General features: G+C 60.6%; 15 protein-coding genes. 3 read left to right on the top strand and 12 right to left on the bottom strand.

Annotated elements, in window-relative coordinates:
* Nucleotides 1–43 precede the first annotated feature (43 nt).
* On the bottom strand, nt 44–4312 hold the full coding sequence (locus HBN68_RS18970) for a DUF6543 domain-containing protein (RefSeq protein ID WP_169965765.1): 4269 nt from the start codon (nt 4310–4312) through the stop codon (nt 44–46).
* A 203-nt stretch (nt 4313–4515) separates the two neighbouring features.
* Here HBN68_RS18970 and HBN68_RS18965 point away from each other — a divergent pair, with 203 nt between their 5' ends.
* Nucleotides 4516–5406: a pseudouridine synthase gene (locus tag HBN68_RS18965; RefSeq protein WP_094995018.1), complete on the top strand. Its 891-nt coding sequence runs from the start codon at nt 4516–4518 to the stop codon at nt 5404–5406.
* A 69-nt stretch (nt 5407–5475) separates the two neighbouring features.
* Here the strand turns inward: HBN68_RS18965 and HBN68_RS18960 are convergent, their stop codons facing one another.
* Both HBN68_RS18960 and mobA read right to left on the bottom strand, forming a co-directional pair.
* A complete protein-coding gene (locus HBN68_RS18960) occupies nt 5476–5697 on the bottom strand; it encodes a YgdI/YgdR family lipoprotein (protein WP_094995019.1) in 222 nt (73 codons plus the stop codon).
* 103 nt (nt 5698–5800) lie between these two features.
* On the bottom strand, nt 5801–6370 hold the full coding sequence (gene mobA, locus HBN68_RS18955; RefSeq protein WP_169965761.1) for a molybdenum cofactor guanylyltransferase MobA: 570 nt from the start codon (nt 6368–6370) through the stop codon (nt 5801–5803).
* A gap of 79 nt (nt 6371–6449) precedes the next feature.
* Here mobA and moaB point away from each other — a divergent pair, with 79 nt between their 5' ends.
* Both moaB and glp read left to right on the top strand, forming a co-directional pair.
* Entirely contained in the window at nt 6450–6989 is a 540-nt protein-coding gene (moaB, locus tag HBN68_RS18950; RefSeq protein WP_094995021.1) for a molybdenum cofactor biosynthesis protein B, read from the top strand.
* 22 nt (nt 6990–7011) lie between these two features.
* Nucleotides 7012–8199 carry a gephyrin-like molybdotransferase Glp gene (gene glp / locus HBN68_RS18945; RefSeq protein WP_169965820.1) on the top strand — a complete coding sequence of 396 codons (1188 nt, stop codon included), beginning with the start codon at nt 7012–7014 and terminating at the stop codon, nt 8197–8199.
* 60 nt (nt 8200–8259) lie between these two features.
* On the opposite strand, the gene HBN68_RS18940 is transcribed toward glp, so the two are convergent.
* From HBN68_RS18940 to HBN68_RS18900, 9 genes are read right to left on the bottom strand one after another with little or no spacing between them, the layout of a single operon-like run.
* Nucleotides 8260–9189, bottom strand: a complete 930-nt coding sequence (locus tag HBN68_RS18940) for a glycosyltransferase family 2 protein (RefSeq protein WP_094995023.1) — start codon at nt 9187–9189, stop codon at nt 8260–8262.
* Nucleotides 9186–10610 carry a lipid II flippase MurJ gene (locus HBN68_RS18935; protein ID WP_169965758.1) on the bottom strand — a complete coding sequence of 475 codons (1425 nt, stop codon included), beginning with the start codon at nt 10608–10610 and terminating at the stop codon, nt 9186–9188. Before HBN68_RS18935 ends, HBN68_RS18940 begins: the two co-directional genes overlap by 4 nt.
* A gap of 9 nt (nt 10611–10619) precedes the next feature.
* Nucleotides 10620–11441: an acyltransferase gene (locus tag HBN68_RS18930; protein WP_094995025.1), complete on the bottom strand. Its 822-nt coding sequence runs from the start codon at nt 11439–11441 to the stop codon at nt 10620–10622.
* Nucleotides 11438–12832, bottom strand: coding sequence for an O-antigen ligase family protein (locus HBN68_RS18925; protein WP_169965754.1), 1395 nt, complete (start codon nt 12830–12832; stop codon nt 11438–11440). The genes HBN68_RS18930 and HBN68_RS18925 overlap by 4 nt, the downstream gene beginning before the upstream one ends.
* The gene (locus HBN68_RS18920; RefSeq protein ID WP_169965750.1) at nt 12832–13932 is read right to left on the bottom strand and encodes a glycosyltransferase family 1 protein; all 1101 of its coding nucleotides are present in this window, start codon (nt 13930–13932) and stop codon (nt 12832–12834) included. The genes HBN68_RS18925 and HBN68_RS18920 overlap by 1 nt, the downstream gene beginning before the upstream one ends.
* Nucleotides 13923–15140, bottom strand: a complete 1218-nt coding sequence (locus HBN68_RS18915) for a glycosyltransferase family 4 protein (RefSeq protein ID WP_169965746.1) — start codon at nt 15138–15140, stop codon at nt 13923–13925. Before HBN68_RS18915 ends, HBN68_RS18920 begins: the two co-directional genes overlap by 10 nt.
* Nucleotides 15137–16465 carry a cellulase family glycosylhydrolase gene (locus tag HBN68_RS18910; protein ID WP_094995029.1) on the bottom strand — a complete coding sequence of 443 codons (1329 nt, stop codon included), beginning with the start codon at nt 16463–16465 and terminating at the stop codon, nt 15137–15139. Before HBN68_RS18910 ends, HBN68_RS18915 begins: the two co-directional genes overlap by 4 nt.
* Complete coding sequence (locus HBN68_RS18905) at nt 16455–17645, bottom strand: glycosyltransferase (RefSeq protein WP_169965744.1); 1191 nt, start codon at nt 17643–17645, stop codon at nt 16455–16457. Before HBN68_RS18905 ends, HBN68_RS18910 begins: the two co-directional genes overlap by 11 nt.
* On the bottom strand, nt 17645–19639 hold the full coding sequence (locus HBN68_RS18900) for a GumC family protein (protein WP_094995031.1): 1995 nt from the start codon (nt 19637–19639) through the stop codon (nt 17645–17647). The genes HBN68_RS18905 and HBN68_RS18900 overlap by 1 nt, the downstream gene beginning before the upstream one ends.
* Nucleotides 19640–19647: the final 8 nt, after the last annotated feature.

The following is a 19647-nucleotide window of genomic DNA, read 5'->3' as shown; positions in this document are numbered from 1 at the left end:
CTGCAGGCCGCACGGCCTGCAGCTGAGAGCCTGCCTGTGTGTGTCACGCCCTATAAATAAACCCGGTGGGCACGTCAGCGAGTGGCGTCTGCATGACCCCTCCTAAAAACGCCAGTAATTTACCTTCATGGCGGGCTGTTTTCATGGCCAGCGACAGCGGTGACAACGGGTTGCGCTGGATCATGGCCTCGATCGACTCCGACAGGGTTTTGGCCAGCGAGATCTGCGGCGAGTTGATGCTGTGCAGCTGTAGATAGTTCATGGTTCCGGCCCCCTTGCGGCGGAACACCAATTCAGTGGCACTTGGGATGTCCGGATAAATTTGATAGCCGAGGCGCTCCAGCACACGTCTCATCATGTTGTTCAGGCCCAACGGTTCATTGAGTAGCAAGCGTTCGCTGGCGAGCAGAATCAGATCCAGCTGATTGAAGAATGATGTGCGTGCCAGTTGCCCGAGCGTGAAGGTCTTATTGCCGGCGGCTGTGCCTTTTTGCGCCAGCAGGGCGAGCGGGTCCCCAAGATGGAGATGGTCTGGGACGGCGTTGCCTGTGCGCCAACCATGCAAAGTGTTGTTGATAGTGCGCATGCGTTTCGGGGTCAGGTCGGGGCTGGAGGTATCGGCGAATTGATACAGCCTTTTTGCCACTGCACTCCTTGAAACAGGTGTCAGGGCCGGCAAAAGAGAACCGACAAACTGGGCCAGCGACTTATGGAAAAACGGCGGGTGGACAACCCATTGGCCATTAATGAACTCGGCCAGCCGGGGTTGCAGGTAACGGCTCTGGTGAATCAGCAAACCTAACTGTTCATACGTGTTGCAGGGTTTGTCGGGGTAGCGGATGAACACCCGGTTGCCTTGGGGGAGATTGCCCTGTGGCAATATCTCGTAATACAGCTCGTCAATGTTAATGACCCGGTAAGTTCCTTTTGCATCGGTGACTTTGGAGATGGGCGGGTTCAGGCTCACCGGGGTCAACTGTGTTGCTTCCAGGGCTTGCCCCCAGTGTTTCCAGCTCGTGTTGTTCAGGGGTTCAATCACCACCGTCGTGGTCGAAACCACAGGCTGTTTTGGCGCGTTGCGCGGGAAATCCCCGGCGGGTTCCGCAAGCTTGCGTTTATTGCTCAGGCCCACAGTGCTGCTGGAAGTGCTCGGCTGTACCCGGGCGGCTGCTTCCCCCAGTCCGGGTTTCAGGTACTGCCTGGACCAGATCGGAAACACGTGATGTTTGACCAGGTATTCCGCCAGGTCCAATTCCAGCCGCATTTGACTGGCAGGGGGGAAGTCAAATTGATCAAGCAGTTTTCGCGCTTCTCTAAAGCTGAAATTGGGGAATGCAACACGTACCCGAAACGGCGCGAGTGTGGAGCGAATCCCGCCCAGCAAGCCTGCCTGCGCTGTTTCGATGCGCCACACGCCCTGGCTGTCACGGGCTATGGGGGAGCGATACCAGGCTTGTGGATTGCGCATGTCGATCACCCGCCACAGGTTCAGATGCGAGTCGTGGACGATTTGAAACCAATGCTCATCTTGATGAATGAAATGCTGTAACGAGCCGCTGCCCGAGGGGGCTCTTTCATAAATGCCCTGATAAATGCCATCGCTGCGCAAGGTCAGGTCAGACACGCTGTGGCTGTAACTCAGTTTTGGATCAAGGGCGGGAGCGGGGGTAGCAATCGTTTTAGGCCCGCGAATGAAGCCAACGCCGATATCGATGCTGGCGTCTGCCCAGTGCGCAATCATGCCCACCCAATGCCCGATGGCTTCCCTCTGGCTGTCGCGTTTAAGGGCGTCGATGAAACGCCACAGCGACATCAGGCTGCGTCCCAAGGCGATGGGCGCGGTCACTTTTAAAGGCAGTAGCATGGTCACCACGTCCACCACCGTTTCAATGCTGTTCCAGACCGTGAGCTGATTGATTTCGGAGGTGGAGGTACTCAGTGCTTCGGCATTGGCGATGCCCTGCCGCGCTTCGGCCAAGCAGGCTTGCTCGATGAAATTGCCTGCAATAGGTATGAGCTTGATATCGGGTGCTCTCAATCCTTGCTCAAGCAAGAGACGGACCCGCGCCTTATTGCCTTGACTGACGCGCGAAACAAAGTAGTCGAGCAACTGCGGGTTGCCCAGAAAATGCCTAGCAAAATGCTGGCGGCTTTCGAACTCTCTGAATCGTTTTCCGTCCGGCGCATACGGGGTGTACACCACCAGCGACTTGACGGGGAAATGGGGGGGCGGCGCAATAATATCGAGCATCACCAGCGTGCTGTCGATTGGATGGGTTGCAGGTGTACCAAAGATCAATACACCGCGCACGGTGGCTTCGCTGATCAGCAGTTGGAAGGTGGCAAGGGCATGCTCTTCAAAGGTCGCCGTGAGCTCCGGATTTTCGGCCGCTTTAAGCGCCGCTTCCACCCATCGATACCCCCGGTCAACGCGATCGGGCGAAAAATCACCGTTGATCTTGGCCTCCAGTGCATCCACCTGCATTTGCGCATGCATCAGCCGCATGGCGGTTTCACGTCGCGCCACGGCCTTGGGCGAATCGATCAGTGCATCGTGCAGATAGGCGGGGTAGTTATCACCGATATTGACGGTTCGGATAATGGCTTTGATTTGCGCTGCATTGAGCGGAGCTGCGGCGGTATCGCTGCTATGAACGGTGGTCACGCGGGCCGTCAGTGCGTAGTCAATGTCAAATTTGCTGACGTTTTCGAGGGCCAGTTCCGTCATTGTTCGCGTGGTACTGCTCAGCCTGATCGTAGGTCCGGTACGCGAAAGGCTGTTGACTGCCGTGTAGGAGGTGGGGGCCCAAGCTGTCGGCGGAATAACCGGCCCGGCCCCTCGCTCGGCCGTGGTGACGGTGATCAGGACCGTGTCGGGATCAACGTTGAGCCCATAGTGGGCCTGGATATGTTGCTGCAATTGTTCACGCGCATAGCGCAGCAAGAAGGGCTTGTCCCCAAATTGTTCGGCTGAAGGCTCACCGTTTTCATTGGCCAGCAGGCTCATCAGGCGATAGTGCTCAGACGCATCCAGCCAGGCCTGACGATCGGCGCTGTTGGCTTTAAGCAGCCATTCACGGGCTTTTAGTGCGATGCGTTTAACGGATCGCGCATTCAGCGCATTGGCCTGTTTAAAACGATGCGCGTAGTCGACAACGTGCGCCAAGCCTTCGCTGATTTGCGTGACTGAGCGGTTAGCCGAATGGAGCAGGACGTGGAAAATATTCTGTTCGCGCTGCTGGTCATGGGCGCTGAATAGGTGCTCGAACAGGGAGCCCTCTATCTCGGTGAACACCAGCCCCAGCGGCGCCTGCGGCCCTCTATCCCACGTCAGGACCCGCTTCAGGTCCTGGGTCGAAAGCAGTTCCAGCAGCGACTCAAATTCTGACGTGCTGCGCCAGCGGCGTTCGATTTCATCGTGCAAGGCTTTCAACGAGGTAAAACCCGTCAGGCCACCGGAAGGCGTGTACAGCACCACGGTGCCAGCATCGGCGCTGGCGCTGATCTGAACAGCCGCTGTTTTGACAGGAATCGCATACGCCCCGGCTGCATCGTCCGCACCGGTACCATCCCGGGCGGTAATGACAAATGCGCCCGCCAAATCAGCCAAGGCTGGGTCGTCCTCGGTTTTCAGTGCGAGGGCGTAGACGGCGGGTCGTGAAAACGCGGGCAATGCTCCGCGTGCCGTGACAGTCGGGTAGCGCACGATGTGATCGATCAGCACGCGATGGTCCGGAATCAGGGTGCCGTCGAATGACAGCAGTTGAGATTCGACGGTCAGCAACTCACTGAGCTTTTCCTGTAACCAGGCTTTGCGGGTACGGGTGCCGGTCAGAGGTGTTTGTGCGTGCCAGAACGCTGTCGTTTGTTGCTTGAGGTAGCGTTGTAAGTGTTGGCGGACGTCGCCACAAAAGCCCTCAAAAAGGGCGATGTCCAGAAGTGAGTTTGTCGCCTCGACCTGCGTGGAAATAAAGGTTCGTTCTTTTGGGTAGCGCGGGTAAAGACCGGTACGGAAGGTATCCAGAACCGTGTCCAACACGCTTAACGGTTGCGGTCTTACAGAGGAGGACGTCTCGCCGCTGGGTTTGACGATCACCAGCAGACGCTCCGGGTCAAGCGGGTCGGTTGCGTCAGGGAAGGTTGTGTTCAACGCTTCTTGCAGCACGGATTCAACGGTGGGCTGTTGCGCCAGTAGTGTTTGGATCTCGACGTCCAGCGCTGTCCACTTCTGGACATGCTGCCGTTCTGCAGGGGGGCTCAACGAAACCAGTTCGGCGCTCAAGGCATCCGACAAATGAAAGACATCACTCATGGGCATCACTCACGAAAATTCTAATACCCCGGCCTTGTATCTCGGTCCAGCCGATAGCCGGGAGGGGGAGGGAAACGTGAGCAGTGTGTACCGGCATAAACGCCGGAAATGGCTACATATATAGGGTGGGATGCGATTGGCGGTTTCTTGAACGGGGACGCTGGGCGATAATCCCGACTGCTTTTTTATTGCCCGAGCCCACTATGTCGCCCCCTGTTTTCAACGCCGCCGCGCATCAAGCCAGCACCCTGTATCTACCGCCCGGCCAGTGGTCGACGGTACTCGACTGCCTGTGTGATCACTTTCGCGCAATCAGCCGCGAGCAATGGCTCGATCGTATGGCCCGCGGTCGGGTGCTGGATGCCCACGGGGAGCCTGTCAGCCCGCAGTTGGCGTACAAGGAAGGCCTGCGCATTCACTATTTTCGTGAAGTGCCCAACGAAACGCCGATCCCTGTGCAAGAGACCATCCTCTATGCCGATGAGCATTTGGTGGTGGCCGACAAGCCTCACTTTTTGCCGGTGACGCCTGCCGGGGAATACGTGGAACAGACCCTGTTGCGTCGGTTGATTCGCACCCTGGGCAATCCGAATTTGGTGCCGCTGCACCGTATTGATCGTCACACCGCCGGGCTGGTGCTGTTCTCGGCCAACCCGGCGAGTCGCTCGGCGTATCAGTCGTTGTTTCCGACGCGCAAAATCGACAAGCATTACGAAGCCATTGCGCCAGCGTTGCCGGATCTGCCACTGCCCCTGGTGCATAAAAGCCGATTGATTGATGGCGAACCGTTCTTCCGCATGCAAGAAGGCCCAGGTGTCAGCAACACCGAGACGCACGTAAGCGTGATCGAAAAAAATGGCGACTTGTGGCGTTACGGGTTATCGCCGGTGACCGGCAAGAAGCATCAATTGCGGGTGCATATGGCGGCGTTGGGGGCGGGGATTTGCAACGACCCGTTTTACCCACAGGTGATCAAGGATGCTGAGGATGACTATGCCAACCCGTTGAAACTACTGGCAAAGACGTTGCGTTTTACCGACCCGGTGACAGGTCAGGCGCGTTTTTTCGAGAGTCAGATCAGCCTCGACTGGTAAGAAACAACACGCGGGGAGCCATAAACAACAAAACCCGCACCAGGCGGGTTTTGTCTTAATGCATGAAACTTACAACTCTTTAACGGTGCGAACCTGATCTTTGTTGATGCGGGTTTCTTTACCGTCCAATTGTTTGAACTGGTAGAAGCCCGAATCTTCATCGTACTTAGGCGTGTCGATTGCCTGGATTTCACGACCGTCGTTGAGTGTGATCACGGTTGGCGAAGCACAGCCAGCAAGGGCGGCCAGGCCAGCAGTGAGCATGAGAGCGGCGAGAGTCCGATGAGTCATGGTGTTTCTCCAACAAATGAATGTGCGTGATAGGTAACTGACCCTGAGACGTATACAGCGCCTGCAAGTTCCCTGAAGAGTGGCGCAAGAATAGCTATTGCGGTTAGTCCAGTAAATCCGGGGTATTGAAATTGACCAGCCGCGGGTCATTGTCTACGCACTCGCAAGCGTGTGCATTGAGCTTAAGCATGATATTGCGCGGGCTGCGTTCGCCGTTTGCCCAGGCATTATCAAACACGCCGCGCTGGTTCACGGGGATGACGCAGAGCAAGGGTTCCCACTGTTGGCCTTGGCGCACCATGACCGGTCGGCCGGGGTGCTGACCTGCCGTATCGAGCAACCGGGCAATCAGTGCGGCGTCGATCTTCGGTACGTCACAGGGCAGCACCAGCAGATGGGCATGCCGTGCTGCTGCCAGACCCGCGCGGATCCCGGCCAATGGCCCGTCGAAGTCGTCGTTGCCATCGCTGACCAGTTGATCGGCCAGGGCTGCGTAGCGCTCGCGATTACGGTTGCAGGAAATAATCAGGTCATCGGTGAAGGGACGTGCCACGTGCAGGGCATGGGCGATCAGCGGCTGACCCTGCCATTGCACCAGCCCTTTATCTTGCCCGCCCATGCGCTGGCCGCGTCCGCCCGCCAGAAGCAGGATGGAACAAGGTAACCGGTTCATGAATTGACTCCGCGCAGTCAGGCAAAAGAAGGGCTGTGATATAACACCGGGCTGTTCTTCCTACAACTGGACCTCGTCTATGAAAGCCAAGGTTGATGCGCCTTTCGTACCTTTGAACATCGCTGTTCTGACCGTCAGCGATACCCGCACCCTCGACACCGACACCTCGGGTCAGGTGTTTGTCGACCGCCTGACTGAAGCGGGCCATCGATTGGCGGCACGTGTGTTGCTCAAGGATGACCTGTACAAAATTCGCGCCCAAGTCGCGCAGTGGATTGCCGAGGATGAGGTTCAGGTGGTGCTGATCACCGGCGGCACCGGTTTTACGGCCCGCGACAGTACGCCTGAGGCCGTCAGTTGCCTGCTGGACAAACAGGTGGATGGCTTTGGTGAGTTGTTCCGGCAGATTTCCGTGGCCGACATCGGCACCTCGACCGTGCAATCGCGCGCGCTGGCCGGTCTGGCCAACGGCACGTTGGTGTGCTGCCTGCCGGGTTCGACCAATGCTGTGCGCACGGGGTGGGACGGGATTCTGGCCGAACAACTGGACGCCCGTCATCGCCCATGCAATTTCGTGGCGCATCTGAAGCAGGCAACGGCCTGTGAAACCCGTGGGTAAGCCGGGCCGTACCGGCGAGTTGATGCCGGTTGAAGTGGCACTGGCGCGCCTGCTGGCACTGGCTGAAGCCGCGCCGATTCGCGACACCGAGACGTTGCCACTGGCGGCCTGCGAGGGGCGAGTGCTGGCTCAGGATCTGATCGCCACCCTGGACTTGCCGCCCTGGCCGAACAGCGCCATGGACGGTTATGCGCTGAACCTGGCCGACTGGACCGGGGAGCCGTTGCCTGTCAGCCAGCGTATTTTTGCCGGTCAGGCGCCCGAGGCGCTGACTCCCGGCACCTGCGCGCGGATCTTCACCGGCGCGCCGGTGCCTGCCGGGGCGGATTGCGTCGAAATGCAGGAAAACGCGCAGGTACAGGCCGATGGCCGGGTAGTGTTCAGCCAACCGTTGCGCGTCAATCAGAACATTCGCCCGCAAGGGCAAGAAACCACCGTCGGTGAGGTGGTACTGCCCGCAGGCACCCGCCTTGGGCCGATCGAACAAGGACTGGCCGCGTCGTTGGGCTGCGCCACGCTTGACGTGATTCGCCGGGTCAACGTGGCTGTATTGTCGACAGGCGATGAACTGATAGAGCCAGGGCAGCCATTGGGGCCGGGGCAGATCTACAACAGTAACCGTGTGTTGCTGTGCAGTTGGCTCAGCCGTCTGGGGTGTGACGTGCTTGATGCAGGCATCTTGCCGGATGACCTGCCTGCCACCCGCCAGCGCCTGATTGAGTTGGGCGAGGTGGATCTGATTCTCTCCACCGGCGGCGTTTCGGTCGGTGAAGCTGACTTTCTGGGGGTTGCCCTGCGTGAAGAAGGTGAGCTGGCGCTGTGGAAGCTGGCGATCAAACCCGGTAAACCTTTGACCTGTGGCCACTACCGTGGCGTGCCGGTCATCGGGTTGCCGGGTAACCCGGCTTCGACGTTGGTGACGTTTGCCTTGTTGGCGCGCCCGTACCTGCTGCGCCGTCAAGGGGTGCAGGCGGTCGAGCCGCTGACCTTCCAGGTGCCAGCCGGTTTCGTCTGGGCCAAGCCGGGCAATCGTCGCGAGTACTTGCGCGGGCGTCTGGAGCAAGGCCATGCAGTCCTCTACAACAACCAGAGTTCCGGCGTGCTGCGTAGCGCCGCGTGGGCCGAAGGGCTGGTGGAAGTGCGTGAAGGCAGCACGCTGGCGCCAGGCGATGAGGTCGGGTTTATTCCGTTGAGCGAGGTGCTGGGCTAACCCCTGCGCCGTTACTGACGATCCGCGCGATGGCTGCACGTGATGCGGCCATCGCACGACTCAGGCAAACGGCCCGTCCCAATAGCGTTGGTACATGCCGAGTTTTTTCTTCCAGCGAGTGGGCAAGCGTCGCTCCTGCTGACCCAGTTTGTAAGCCCCCAGTTTGACCGCGTTACGCAGCAGCGAGCCGGGCCAGTCGAGCACACGCCGGGGGCCCAAAAACGTCAGTTCGGATTTCACGTAGCGCAACCCTTCACCCCCGGCCCCGCCAAACGTCTGCCGGATCCACGGCTCGCGGGCCTGAAAAACGCCAATGTCAAAGTAGCGGCGAAACTCTTCCTTGAGCGAATAGTTGTGCGAGTGCCGACAGCACGCCAGGCCTTCGTACGCGACTTTCCAGCCAGCCAGCAACATTTTGGCGGCGACGTACATGTCCTCAGACAGGATCACATGGTTTGGAAAGCCACCCACGGCGATCAGCGCATCACGCCGATACGCGGAAAACGAGTTGGACATGAACGCGGTCTTGATCCCCAACTGCGCCGCATCGTCGAGGCTTTTGAGCTGCGAGGTGGGCGGATAGTTGAAGTGCCGCGCATGTTGCGCCAACGGCACGGCATCCAAATGCGCTAACTGCCGCCCGCACACCGCGCCCACAGACGGGTCGCTAAACGGGCGAACAAGCGCGGCCAGCGCGTCGGGGTCGTCCAGATAGGCATCCTGGGTCATGAACACGCACACATCGTAGTCCGGGTTGCGCTCGACCATCATCTGCCGCGTGCCGCCGTGGTTAAAGTCCTTGCTGTCGATGCGCAGCACGTTCGGGCAGCGCGCCTGCGCCAGCTCGAAGGTGCCGTCACGGGAGCTGGAGTCGACGATGAACGTGTCGAACTCGGCGTTCTGGCGCGCCAGTGAGTCCAGCAGGCGCTCCAGTTCCTGACGACCGTTGTAGGTCGGGATAATGCAGGCAACCCTGAGCGGCAAATTCATTGAACCTCCGGTTTGTCCGTGCCCCAAGGGCGTAACCACAGGGCCAATGCCAGCATCAGCAATGCGCCGAACGCGGTGCTCAGGCCCAGTTGTAGCCAGATGGACTGCAGTGGGTGCAGCAACAGGGCCGACACCAGCATCATGCCCAACCCGAGCAACCAATGGCTGCGCCACGGCACGTGGGCGAGCAGGTGTTGGCGGCGCATGAGCAGCAGTCCGGTGAGCACCACGCCTCCCACCGCTGCCAGTGCAATCCCGACCAAGCCAAAGAAAAACGGCAATACGGCCAACAGGACCGCGTTGAGCAGGCTGCCGATCAGTTCGCACGTCAGCGGCATGCGCGTGTCTCCAGCGGCGTAGGCATAGCGGGCGAGCAATGCGTTCCACGCGCCAAACATCAAGGGCACCGAAAACCACGCCAGCAACTCAGGCAAGGGGCTGTCTGCCGCCTGGTTGGGCAGCAGCAGGTGCACCAGCGCTCCAGCGGCGCCAATCAGACCGGCCACGGCGGGCACGGTCAGCAAGGTGGCGCTGGCCAGCCCCTTGCGCAGCAGGCCCAGACGTTGCTCGCCCGAACTGCCACTCATCAGGCCCAGCAGCACTTGATTGAGGCTCATGAGGGCAATCAACGGCAGGTTGATCAGCTTGCGCGCCAGGTTGATCCACGTGACCGAACCTTCGCCCAGCAGCGAGGCGACCATCCGTTCCAGCAAAGCCAGCCCCTGACTGGCCAGGTTACTGCTCAACAACGGGCCGATGCGTTGCAGCAGCTCGCGGCTGGCACCGGGCGCGGACTCAATCTGCCAGGGTTTCCAGCCGTCGCGGTACAGCGTCAGCAGCATCACCGACGGCATCAGCACACTGCCCAATACGCAGGCGCTGGCCAGCCCTTCGGCGGTGGATTGGTGCTTCAAGAGCGCCAGGTACACCACCGGCGGCAGGTTAAACAGCAGCGATCCGAGGCCGGCCAGCACGAACCGTGAGCGGGCTTGCAAAGGGACGCAAAACAAACCGTGGAGCACAAAGCCCGGGGCGCACCACGCCAGAATGCGCAAGCTGTGGCTGGCCAGTTCGTAGCCCTGAGTGTCGAGGCCGGGGCCGATCAGGCGTACCCACAGCAGCGAACCCAAGCCGAGAATCCCGCTCAGCAGCAGTCCGCACAGCAGCAGGCGAGGGGCCAGCGCGCTGAGCCAGGCGCGTTGCGCCAGCGGTGAGCGTTGCTGATACAACGGCAAGGCGGCCGCGCTCAACAAACCTGCGGCCAGCGCCATGCGCAATGCTTCAGGCAGGAACATGGCCACTAAAAAGCCGTCACTGCGCCCGCCCGCGCCCCAGGCAGCCACCAGCAGCCACTCGCGGGCGAACCCCGCCGCGAGCCCGGTAAGGGTTGCCAGGGTCAGCCACAGGGTTGATCCGAACATGGCCTGGGCCTAGTGAAACAACGTGAACAGGCCTTTGCCGCCCACTTTGTAGTTCAGGTTGCGGCAGCGTTCGCCTTTGATCGTGGCGTCAGGGCCGCCGACGATGGCATACGGCGGAATCGGTTTGGACACCACGCAGTTGCCGCCTACCACCGCACCCTCTCCAATATCGGCACCAAAGGAGAGCAAGGCGCGGCTGGCAATCCAGGCGTAATCGCGGATGTACACGGGGCCGCCCACGGCCCAAAACTCGGGCGCTTGCACGTCGTGGCCGCCCGCAATAATCAGGACGTGGGAGGCGATGGTCACATGGTTGCCAATGATCAGGCCGCCCCGTGCGTCCAGCTGGCAATGCCAACCCACGGTGCTGTCGTCACCGATGCGCAAGCTGTCCACGCCGAGGATTTCGGTGTTGCGCCACACCGTTGACCCTTTGCCGATTTTCGCCCCGCCCGCGCGCAGCCACAGCAGGCGCAGGGTGTGGCTGGGGATTTTGCAGATCAGAATGTTGTAGGCCAGCTCCCACCAACGCAGCAGGCGGTCGCGCAAGGTCGGCCAGTTTTTGCCGTACAGCGGGATCAGCGCGCCTTTGAGTTCACGCCCCAGCAACGCATAAAACCGTCGGGCCAGCGGGTGTTCAATACGCGGCTCGATATTCAGGTAGCTGATGAAACACAAGGTATCGCCCTTGAGCGGTTGTTCGAAGCACACGTCATTGGCCAGCATCCAGTCGTAGGCGTCGGTCAGTTCTTCGAGGCTGACGCCCATTTTTTCGGCGTACTCGGGCAGGGCCTGACGCAGGTTTCGCGAGTGGAAAAGGCGGTGTTTCATGGGCGAACTCCTGAATAAGGCGGCGAGGCAGGGTGTTTAAGGCGCCGGGCTTCCTGCAGGCTCAAACCGAGCATCAGCCAGAACAACGCGATCAACACTTGAGTGAAGCTGAAATAGTGGTCGAACAGGCCACTGACCAGCGCGGCCAGCAGGCCGACGGTGGTGCCGAGCCAGATCGCATTGTCGGCAGTCAGCACAATGGGCTTGTGGACCGGGCGCACACTGCGCCACCAACTGGCGATGACGGCGATGAACAGCAGCATGCCGGGCAGGCCGAGTTTGTACATGAAGTTCAGGAACAGGTTGGAGATGCCCAGCAAACCGGTGCCCGCTACCCCGGCTTCGACCTTGAAACCGATGCCCAGCGGGAAGCTCGCGATGGCGTTGGGGAATGCCCGGTATTCATCCAGCCGCACACTGGTACTGCCGGAGTCGGACGTAGAAAAGATGGCGGCCAGACGTTCTTGCAACGGCGGGTACACCAGCAACAGCACCACCACAGCGGCAGCCGCAGCCAGCAGCATGCGCCCGGTGTAGGGCACGCGTTGGCTGGCGCACCAGATCAGTACCACCATCATGCTAATCAAGGCCCCGCGCGAACCGGTCATGGCCAGTGCCAGCACCCCCAGCAGGCCGACACTGAGCCCAAGCGCTCTGAGCCAGCCGCGTCGGGTATAACCGAAGCACAGGGCCAGCGGCACGAGCAAGGCCATGGCGCCGCCCGTCACGTTGGGGTGCATCCACGGCGAGCTCATGCGGGTGGTAAAGGACTGCAAACGGTCGTCGAGCATGCTCACGCCGCCATAGCCCAAGTGCCCGAGGATTGAGGTAATGCCGCTGGCAGAACGGTCCCGCAGGTACACCGGGATCGACAGCAGCAACAGCAATAACGTGCCGAGCAGCAGCGCGATAACCATCTGCTCACGTGCTTTGGGCGTATCGAGCAGGCGCGGCACTAAAAACAGTACGGACAAGTTCAACAGCCAGCGCACCCAGTTCACCGGGCCGTTGCCTTCGGCAGTGACCATCCACTGGCCGACCACAAACGGCACGGCACTGAACACCATCAACCCCAGCACCCAGCGTTCGGTGCGCAAGAGTGGGGGGGCGGGTCGCAGGTTGTTGAGGATTTTTTGCACCAGCACGCTGCCCCATACCAGCAGGATCAAAAGCTCCGACACGGTGGTGCGAAAGCCGATATTGATCGTCGTGTAGGGCAGGAAAGTCGCGAGCACGCCGAACAGCAAAAGCCCCCACAGGGGATGGCGCAGCACCGTTACCACTCCGGCGACGCCCACCATCAGGACGATCACAGTGAGCGGCGCAAGCACCCAGGCCATAAGCCCGAATAACAGACTGAACAGCAACGCGAGCGGAAGTGCCAAGGGCATTATCGAAGCTCCTCCAACAGCGTATTGAAGCGCTGGCGATACGCTTCGTCAGCGTAACGGGTTGCCCAGCTCTTCATTTGCCCGGCGTCTTCCGGGCCCTGATTGGCCAAGGTCACCATCAACGCGGTGAGGGCTTGTGTGTCGGTTGGGGAGAAGCGTGGGCTCTGGGCTGGGGTGATCTCATCCAGCGCTGAACCGCTGGCCACGGCCACCGAGGTGCCCACACTCAGCGCCTCGATGACTGGCAGGCCAAAACCCTCGGCATAAGAGGGCTGCCACAGGCGTTCGGCGTGCTGATAAACCGCGTGCAATTGAGCGTCTGTCAGGTCGCTTACAACATGCAGGCCAGCCAATTGCTGCAAGGGCTCAGGCAGGTGTTCCCGGGCACCAACCAGCACCAGCTCCGGCACCTGTTCCGAGCGTTGGCGCGCCGCCTGCCAGGCACTGACCAGCCAGGGGATATTTTTGCGCGGCTCGCGTGTGCCCACCGCCAACCAGTAGCGCGCGGGCAGGTTAAGGTCGCTGATGTCCGCCGGTTCACCGACAAAGCCGCTAACCAGGTTCGGCAGCACCCGTACTTTGTCTTTGGCCGCGGGGAAGAGCTTCACCACCTCATCTGCCGTGTATTGCGAAGGTGTCCAGATGCGGTCTGCGACCTTGATCGAATGCCCGATCGAAAGTTTGTCGCTGGTGCGGTACACCTTTTCTTTGAGGCGCGACCCGTGGTGGTTGATGTGGGTCAGTTGGAACAGGTCGTGCAGTTGCAGCACATAGCGCATGCCGGAGGGTTTGGCGCCCAGGGGCAAGCCCATGTTGAAGTTGCAGATGTGAATTTCAATACCGGCCTCACGCAGGGCGCCGGGCAGGAAGCCGCCTTCGAAGCGAATGCGGCCGGGCAGGCGGTGCACGCTTTGCAGCGGCGCACCCCAGCGCGGGCAATGCACGCGGCGGCGCAACGGATGATCGTGCGGGGCGACGCCGAACAATTGCAATTGCACATCGGGGTGCGCCCGCAACGCTGCTTCCAGGGCCAGCGTCTGACGTCCAATGCCACTGTTGCCATAGCCCGCAGCGGGGCGGTAGTCCAGACCTATGCGCATACGCTGACTTCTTCTTTTAAGGAGGGAAGGCGGGTGTAAACCTGTTCCAGCTGGGCCGCCACCACCGACCAGTCATGCTCGGTTTTGACGTAGGCGCGTCCGGCCTCGCCGATGCGTTGCAACAGGGCGGGGTCGCTCAATGCCGTGTTCAGCAGCTGTGCCAGTTCTAGCGGGTGTTCGCTGCCCAGGTAGTGCTCGCCGTTACTGACGTTCAGCCCTGAGCGTCCTTGGGCAGTGGTGACCACCGGCAAGCCTGCGGCCATGGCTTCGAGCACTTTGAGCTTGGAGCCGCCGCCCTGACGCAACGGGGCAAAAAACACGGCGGCCTGACGCTGTAAATCGCGCAAATCCGGCACGAAGCCTTGCCATTCAATGCGCGGGTCGGTCCAGCGCTGGCGCCAGTGATCCGGCAGGCCAAAGCCGCAGATGGCAAAACGCACGTGGGGATTGAGCGCCCATAACTCGGGCAGGATGCTGTCCAGCGCCCATTCCACGGCATCGACGTTGGGGTGGTATTCGTAATTGCCGACAAACAGTAAACGCTGGCTGTGCAGGTCGGGCTGTACCTGAGCGTAATGCCCGCTGTCGACGCCGTTGACCACCACTGACACCGGCGTGTCCGTCAGTTGGCGCATGGCACGCGCGTCCTGCTCGGTGACAGCAATCAGCTCCTTGGCCAGCCCGAACACGCGTTTTTCCCAGCGCCGATAGCGCCACTGGTCATAGGACGTAAAGGGCTTGAGCCAGCCCGGCAAGCGATCATAGCTGGCGGCGCCAAGGGCTGATTCGAGGTTGTGCTCGGTGAGGATGAAGTCGCGCCCGGCGGCGCTCAGTGCACGCTCGAACGGCTGAAAACTGTAACTGTGTTCGATCTGGATCACGTCCCACGGCTCTTGCAGGAGTTGCCCTATTTGCTGTTCCAGCGGGGCCGTCACGCCGTTGATGCCGGCCAGCATCGGGTAGGGCGCCAAGGCCACGGCCAGAAGGGTCTTAAGGCTGCGCAAAGGGCGGCGGCGGAGCACGATCAAACGGTCGAGAAACGGCTCAAGCGCTGCCCGGGTGGCGGCGTCGAGGGCTGTTTTTGACTGCACCAGCAGGGTGATTCGATGCCCGCGCGCGGCCAGGCTGCGCAGCAAATGGTATTGGCGGGTCTTGCCGCCACTGGTGGTTGGCCAGGGCAGATAGGGCAACGTCCAGAGTATTTTCATGGCGTCCATACCAACAGTTGCAAACTGGATTTAAGCGGCACGGTGATCGCCGCCGCATCGTTTAGCGGGGTTTCAGTGCCGGAGAGCGGGTTGTAGAGGGTGGCCTGAGTCACGCCTGGCAACTGCACCTGATTGCCGCTGGCGCTCCAGAACATCCACAAGCGTTTACCGTCGCTGCGGGTCCAGCCAATGCTGTACAGGTCGTTTGGCGCACCGTCGACAACGGGGGCGTCGGCCGGGTCGAGGCGCGGGCCGGTGACCTTGAACACATGCTGCAACGCTACGTATACGGGCTTGGGATTGCCCTGCAGGTCCAGCAAGCCGTAGTACTGGTCGCGCGGCGTGGCGCGGCTGTCGAGGTCGCTGAGGTTGAACAGGAAGATGCGCTGAAAATCCATCGCACTCATCAGCGCTAGCCGACGCAGGGTGAAATCCGCCTGCCCGTCGACGCCGATCAGCAGTTGCATTTCCTGTGGGCCGTTGTAGCTCGACCAGCCCCATTCCGTGGCCCACACCTGGTCAATGCCCTTGGCGTGCAAGGCGTTGTTGAGGAAATTGGAACGGGTCAGAAAGTCGTTGTCGGCGGGGTTGTCGCCCTCCGGGTACTGCGAATACGGGTGGTATGCGGTGATCAGGTGTTGCTCGGCCAAACCCTGTTCCAGCATTTTTTCCAGCATCAGGCCCGGTTGCTTGGGCATTTGGCTGTAATACGCCATCCCGGCCGTGGCGATGGGGTGCTCTGGCAACGCGGCGCGAATCGCCCTGACGGTGGTGGTCAGCAGGCGGTAGTACTCGGCAGGATCGGCCTGGGGCAGCCACATGATGTTGGGCTCGTTCCACACCTGCCATACGTTCACTTGCGGGTAACGCTGGGCCAGCATCAGCATGCGTTGGGCAAAGACTGAAAAATCCTTGGGTGGATAAAGGTCAGTGGTCGGTTCGCCGGGGGGCACGCTGCTGGCGAACGGCGCAGAACCCACCAGATAGGCCAGGGTCTTGAAATGATGCGCGCTGATGGCCTGCATCACGCCATCGAGCGGCGCCAGTTGCAGGTTGTTTTCTTCGGGCTCGATCATCGCCCAGTGAATGGTCAGGCGCACCCAGTCCAGCCCCAGCGCATCGAGGCGCTGCATTTGTTTTTCATACACCGGCTGCGGGAAGTACTGGAACTGCGCGTTAACCCCCAAAAAGTCCTTCCATACCACCGGGCGCGGGGCGCGTAACGTTGTGCCTTCGGCTTCGGCGGGCGGGCTCCATGGCAGCAGGCTGACCCCGATAACCACGATCAGCAGTGCGGGGAGCCAGAACACAGGTTTACGCCACATGGGTGCGCCCCCAACAGGCGGATTTGAACATCTGGTGAAAGCGCTCGGCGGTTTTGCTCCAGACGCGTTCATTGCCGATCTGTTGGGCGTGCTCGGCCCAGCGAACAGCCATCATCGGGTCGGCACACAAATGGCCCAACTCGGCGGCCAGCGCGGCCACATTGCCTTGGGGGTAAATCACCCCGTTACCATGATCGACCTCCTCGGCAAATGAACGCGCATCCGACGTAATCACCCCGCGCCCACAGGCCGCGGCCCATGACAGCGCCCCGCTGGTGCCGCGCAACTGGCCCAACAACTTGAGTTTGCTCGACTCGCGGTAGGGCAGGACCATCACGTGGTGCGCCTGAATGACCGTGGCGATGTCGCTGGCTGGCAGGTCAAGGCGCCACGCGATGCTCTTCTCCAGCCCCAATTGCTCAATGCGTTGACGCAGCAGGTGCAGGTAGCTGCCGCCGGATTCGAAGGCCATTTCCGGTTCGCTGCCCCCGGCCAGTGTCAGGGTCAGTTGCTGCTTGAGTTCGGGCTTGTGCATGAAAACCATGGCCAGGGCTTCGAGCAAATCCTCGATGCCTTTGCCGCGATAAATAAAGCCGAAATACAACAGCTTCACCGGGTTGAGATCAGGCAGCGGCGCAGGCGGAATCAGTAAGTTGCCATGGGGGATGACCACCATTTGCTCGTTATGCAGGCCCATGCGCTGTTTCAGGCAGTCGCTGCCTGACTGCGTGAGGGTGACCAGGCGCGTCAGGCTGCGGGCCAGTTGCCGTTCTTCATACAGGCACAAAGGGTCGGCCAGCACGGTCGCCAGTTGCGGCAACGGCGAAGGCAGGCGGCTGGCCAGTGACAACGGCCAGGGCAGCCGGGCGCGGCGCCAGACCAGCCGCTCCGGGTCGTGCACCGTGGCGGTCAGGGGCAGTTTCGGGAACCGTTCGCGCAAGGCATGCAGGGCGTGGAACTCTGCCAGACGCCCGCCACCCAGTTCGGCGTGCACCAGATCAATGCCGCGCCAGTCCGTACTGGCCACCCGTTGCAGCGCGCGTTCGGAATCGTTGCCGATGCCAGCCAGCGGCGTACTGACTTCAATGCCTTGACTCTGCAGGGCGGCCTTGAGGTGCCCTGCGTAGTCGGCGATACCGTTTTGTTCAGGCGCCAGGGGCGCTAGCAGGGCGATGTGCATCAGGCTTTACCCCGAATCCGCGCCAGGAAGTTCAACACCTTCTCGGGGATGTCGAAACGACGGCGGTTAATGATGATGCCATCCACCCGCTTGAACGCTGTGTTCAAGGTGTTGAGCGCGGTTTGCAGGATCGGCACAGTGGTTTTTTCAGCCTCGACGATCAGGCAGATCAAATCGGCCTGACGCAAGATCACGAAGGCTTCCTGATTGGAGAAGAACCCGGAAGCGTTCAACAGCAAGATTTCTCCCGGCGCCGCAGGGCCGGTACCCTCGACCCGCACCTGATGGCCGCGCTCTTCCAGCAGCTGGCGCAGGTGCTCGATGACGAAACTCACGCCTTCGCCCCTGCGCGCAGAGGTCAGGCCAATGCTCAACCCGCGTTCGGCCACTTGTTCCAGCGGCAGCACCCCATACAGCCGGTACATGCTGGCGATAAAGGCGCTGCGCCGCTGGGGCTGGTTATCGCTAAGGTCTTGCAGGCTGGTCCAGACCTTGACCCCAAAGCGTTCTTCGATGTGGTCGCCGTCGTGGATGCGTTGGTCCAGCAGGTAGAAGAAATACAGCGCCAACAGCCCGACTGCGAGGCTGATCGGAAGGGCTAGAAACAGCATCAGCAAGCTTTTCGGGAACACGCGATTGGGGTTGAGCGTGGCTTGCTCGATCACCGCGATGTTACTGATGCGGCTCTTGTCCAGTTCACGGTCAATACGCGCTTTTTCAGTACTGTCGCTGTACAGGGCAAAGCTTTTTTCGGCGGCGGCCAACTCACGTTGCAAACGTGACAGTTCAGGCTCAAGGGCCAGCGCCTCGCGGCGATCTTGCTCAAGTTTTTCCAGTTGTACTTTTTGCTGGGCAGCCTGGGTTTTGAGACGACTGAGGCTGGCCTGCTGATCAGCGAAGCTGTTTTGCAAGCGCGTGTACACCGGGTTTGGTGCAAGGTTTTCACTGCGTTGCACCACGGCCTTCTCGCTGTTGAGCAGCGCTTGCAGGTTGGCGATGGCCGCGTCCAGCGCTTTGACCGGCGGCGCGGTTTCTTTGAAGGTGCGGGTCATTTCCTGACGTTCGATCAGTTTGGCGTTGATACGTTGTGCCAAATCCTGGCGGTCCGGGTTAATGCTGATTTGCCGCCCGATGCTGATCTCTTTTTTCATGCTGTTGAGCTGCGCCTGAATCGTGTCCAGGCCGCTCTGGGTCGAGGCCACGGCGCGGGTAGTGTTGAGGTGCTCGCCCTTCAGGTTGTTGAGGTTGCGGGCAATGTCGCTCAGGCGTTCGTCGATGCTGACGGCGCCCAACTGGTTGAGGATTTTTTCGATCTGGCGCTGGTAGTCGAGGATCCGCGCCTGAGTGGCGGCCGCTTCGGTTTCATAAAAGCCGTAGAGGCTCTTGCGGCCCATGGTCGAGGTGCGTTCCTGCTCGTATTGGTCGATCCACGATTTGACCACCTGCTGGGCCACTTCAGGGTCATTCCAGGTAAAGCTCACTTCCATCACCGATGAGCCGGGGGCATGGGTGACGCTGAAATTTTTGCTCAACTGATCGGCCAGGCGCTCAACCGGGGTTTGTTTCTCCACCAACCCGAGCATTTGCAGGAACCCGCGACCGATGTCCACCAGCCCTTGCACGGTGGCTTTGAGCGTATTTTTGAGGGTCGCAACGACCCCGGTGGGTTGTGGTTGACGCGACAGGTCGTCGAGGTATTTCTCGGCCACCATGCGCACGATCGGGCGCCCGGTGAGGATGCGTTCTTCGTCAATGATCGGGTCGCGCATGGCACTGGGGATCACAACGGCCTGGCGATCGGCAATTTCGATCGGCAGGGTGCTGGTGTCGCGGCCGGGTTTGACCAGCAGCAAAGCGGTGGACTCAAAGCGGTTGGGCAGCAAAAAAGCGCCCAGCACAATGATGATGAAGGTCACCAGCACGGTGATTTTGACTTCGCGCTTGAAGATGAAGAACAGGCGCAATAAATCGCGGAAGGAACGGATATTGATCATGTCTGCAG

It is taken from the genome of Pseudomonas sp. WS 5078 (assembly GCF_012985745.1).
In the GTDB taxonomy this organism is placed as follows: Bacteria; Pseudomonadota; Gammaproteobacteria; order Pseudomonadales; family Pseudomonadaceae; genus Aquipseudomonas; species Aquipseudomonas lundensis_A.
The sequence above is the reverse complement of the archived record's forward strand: the minus strand, read 5'-3'. Positions and strand labels throughout refer to the sequence as shown.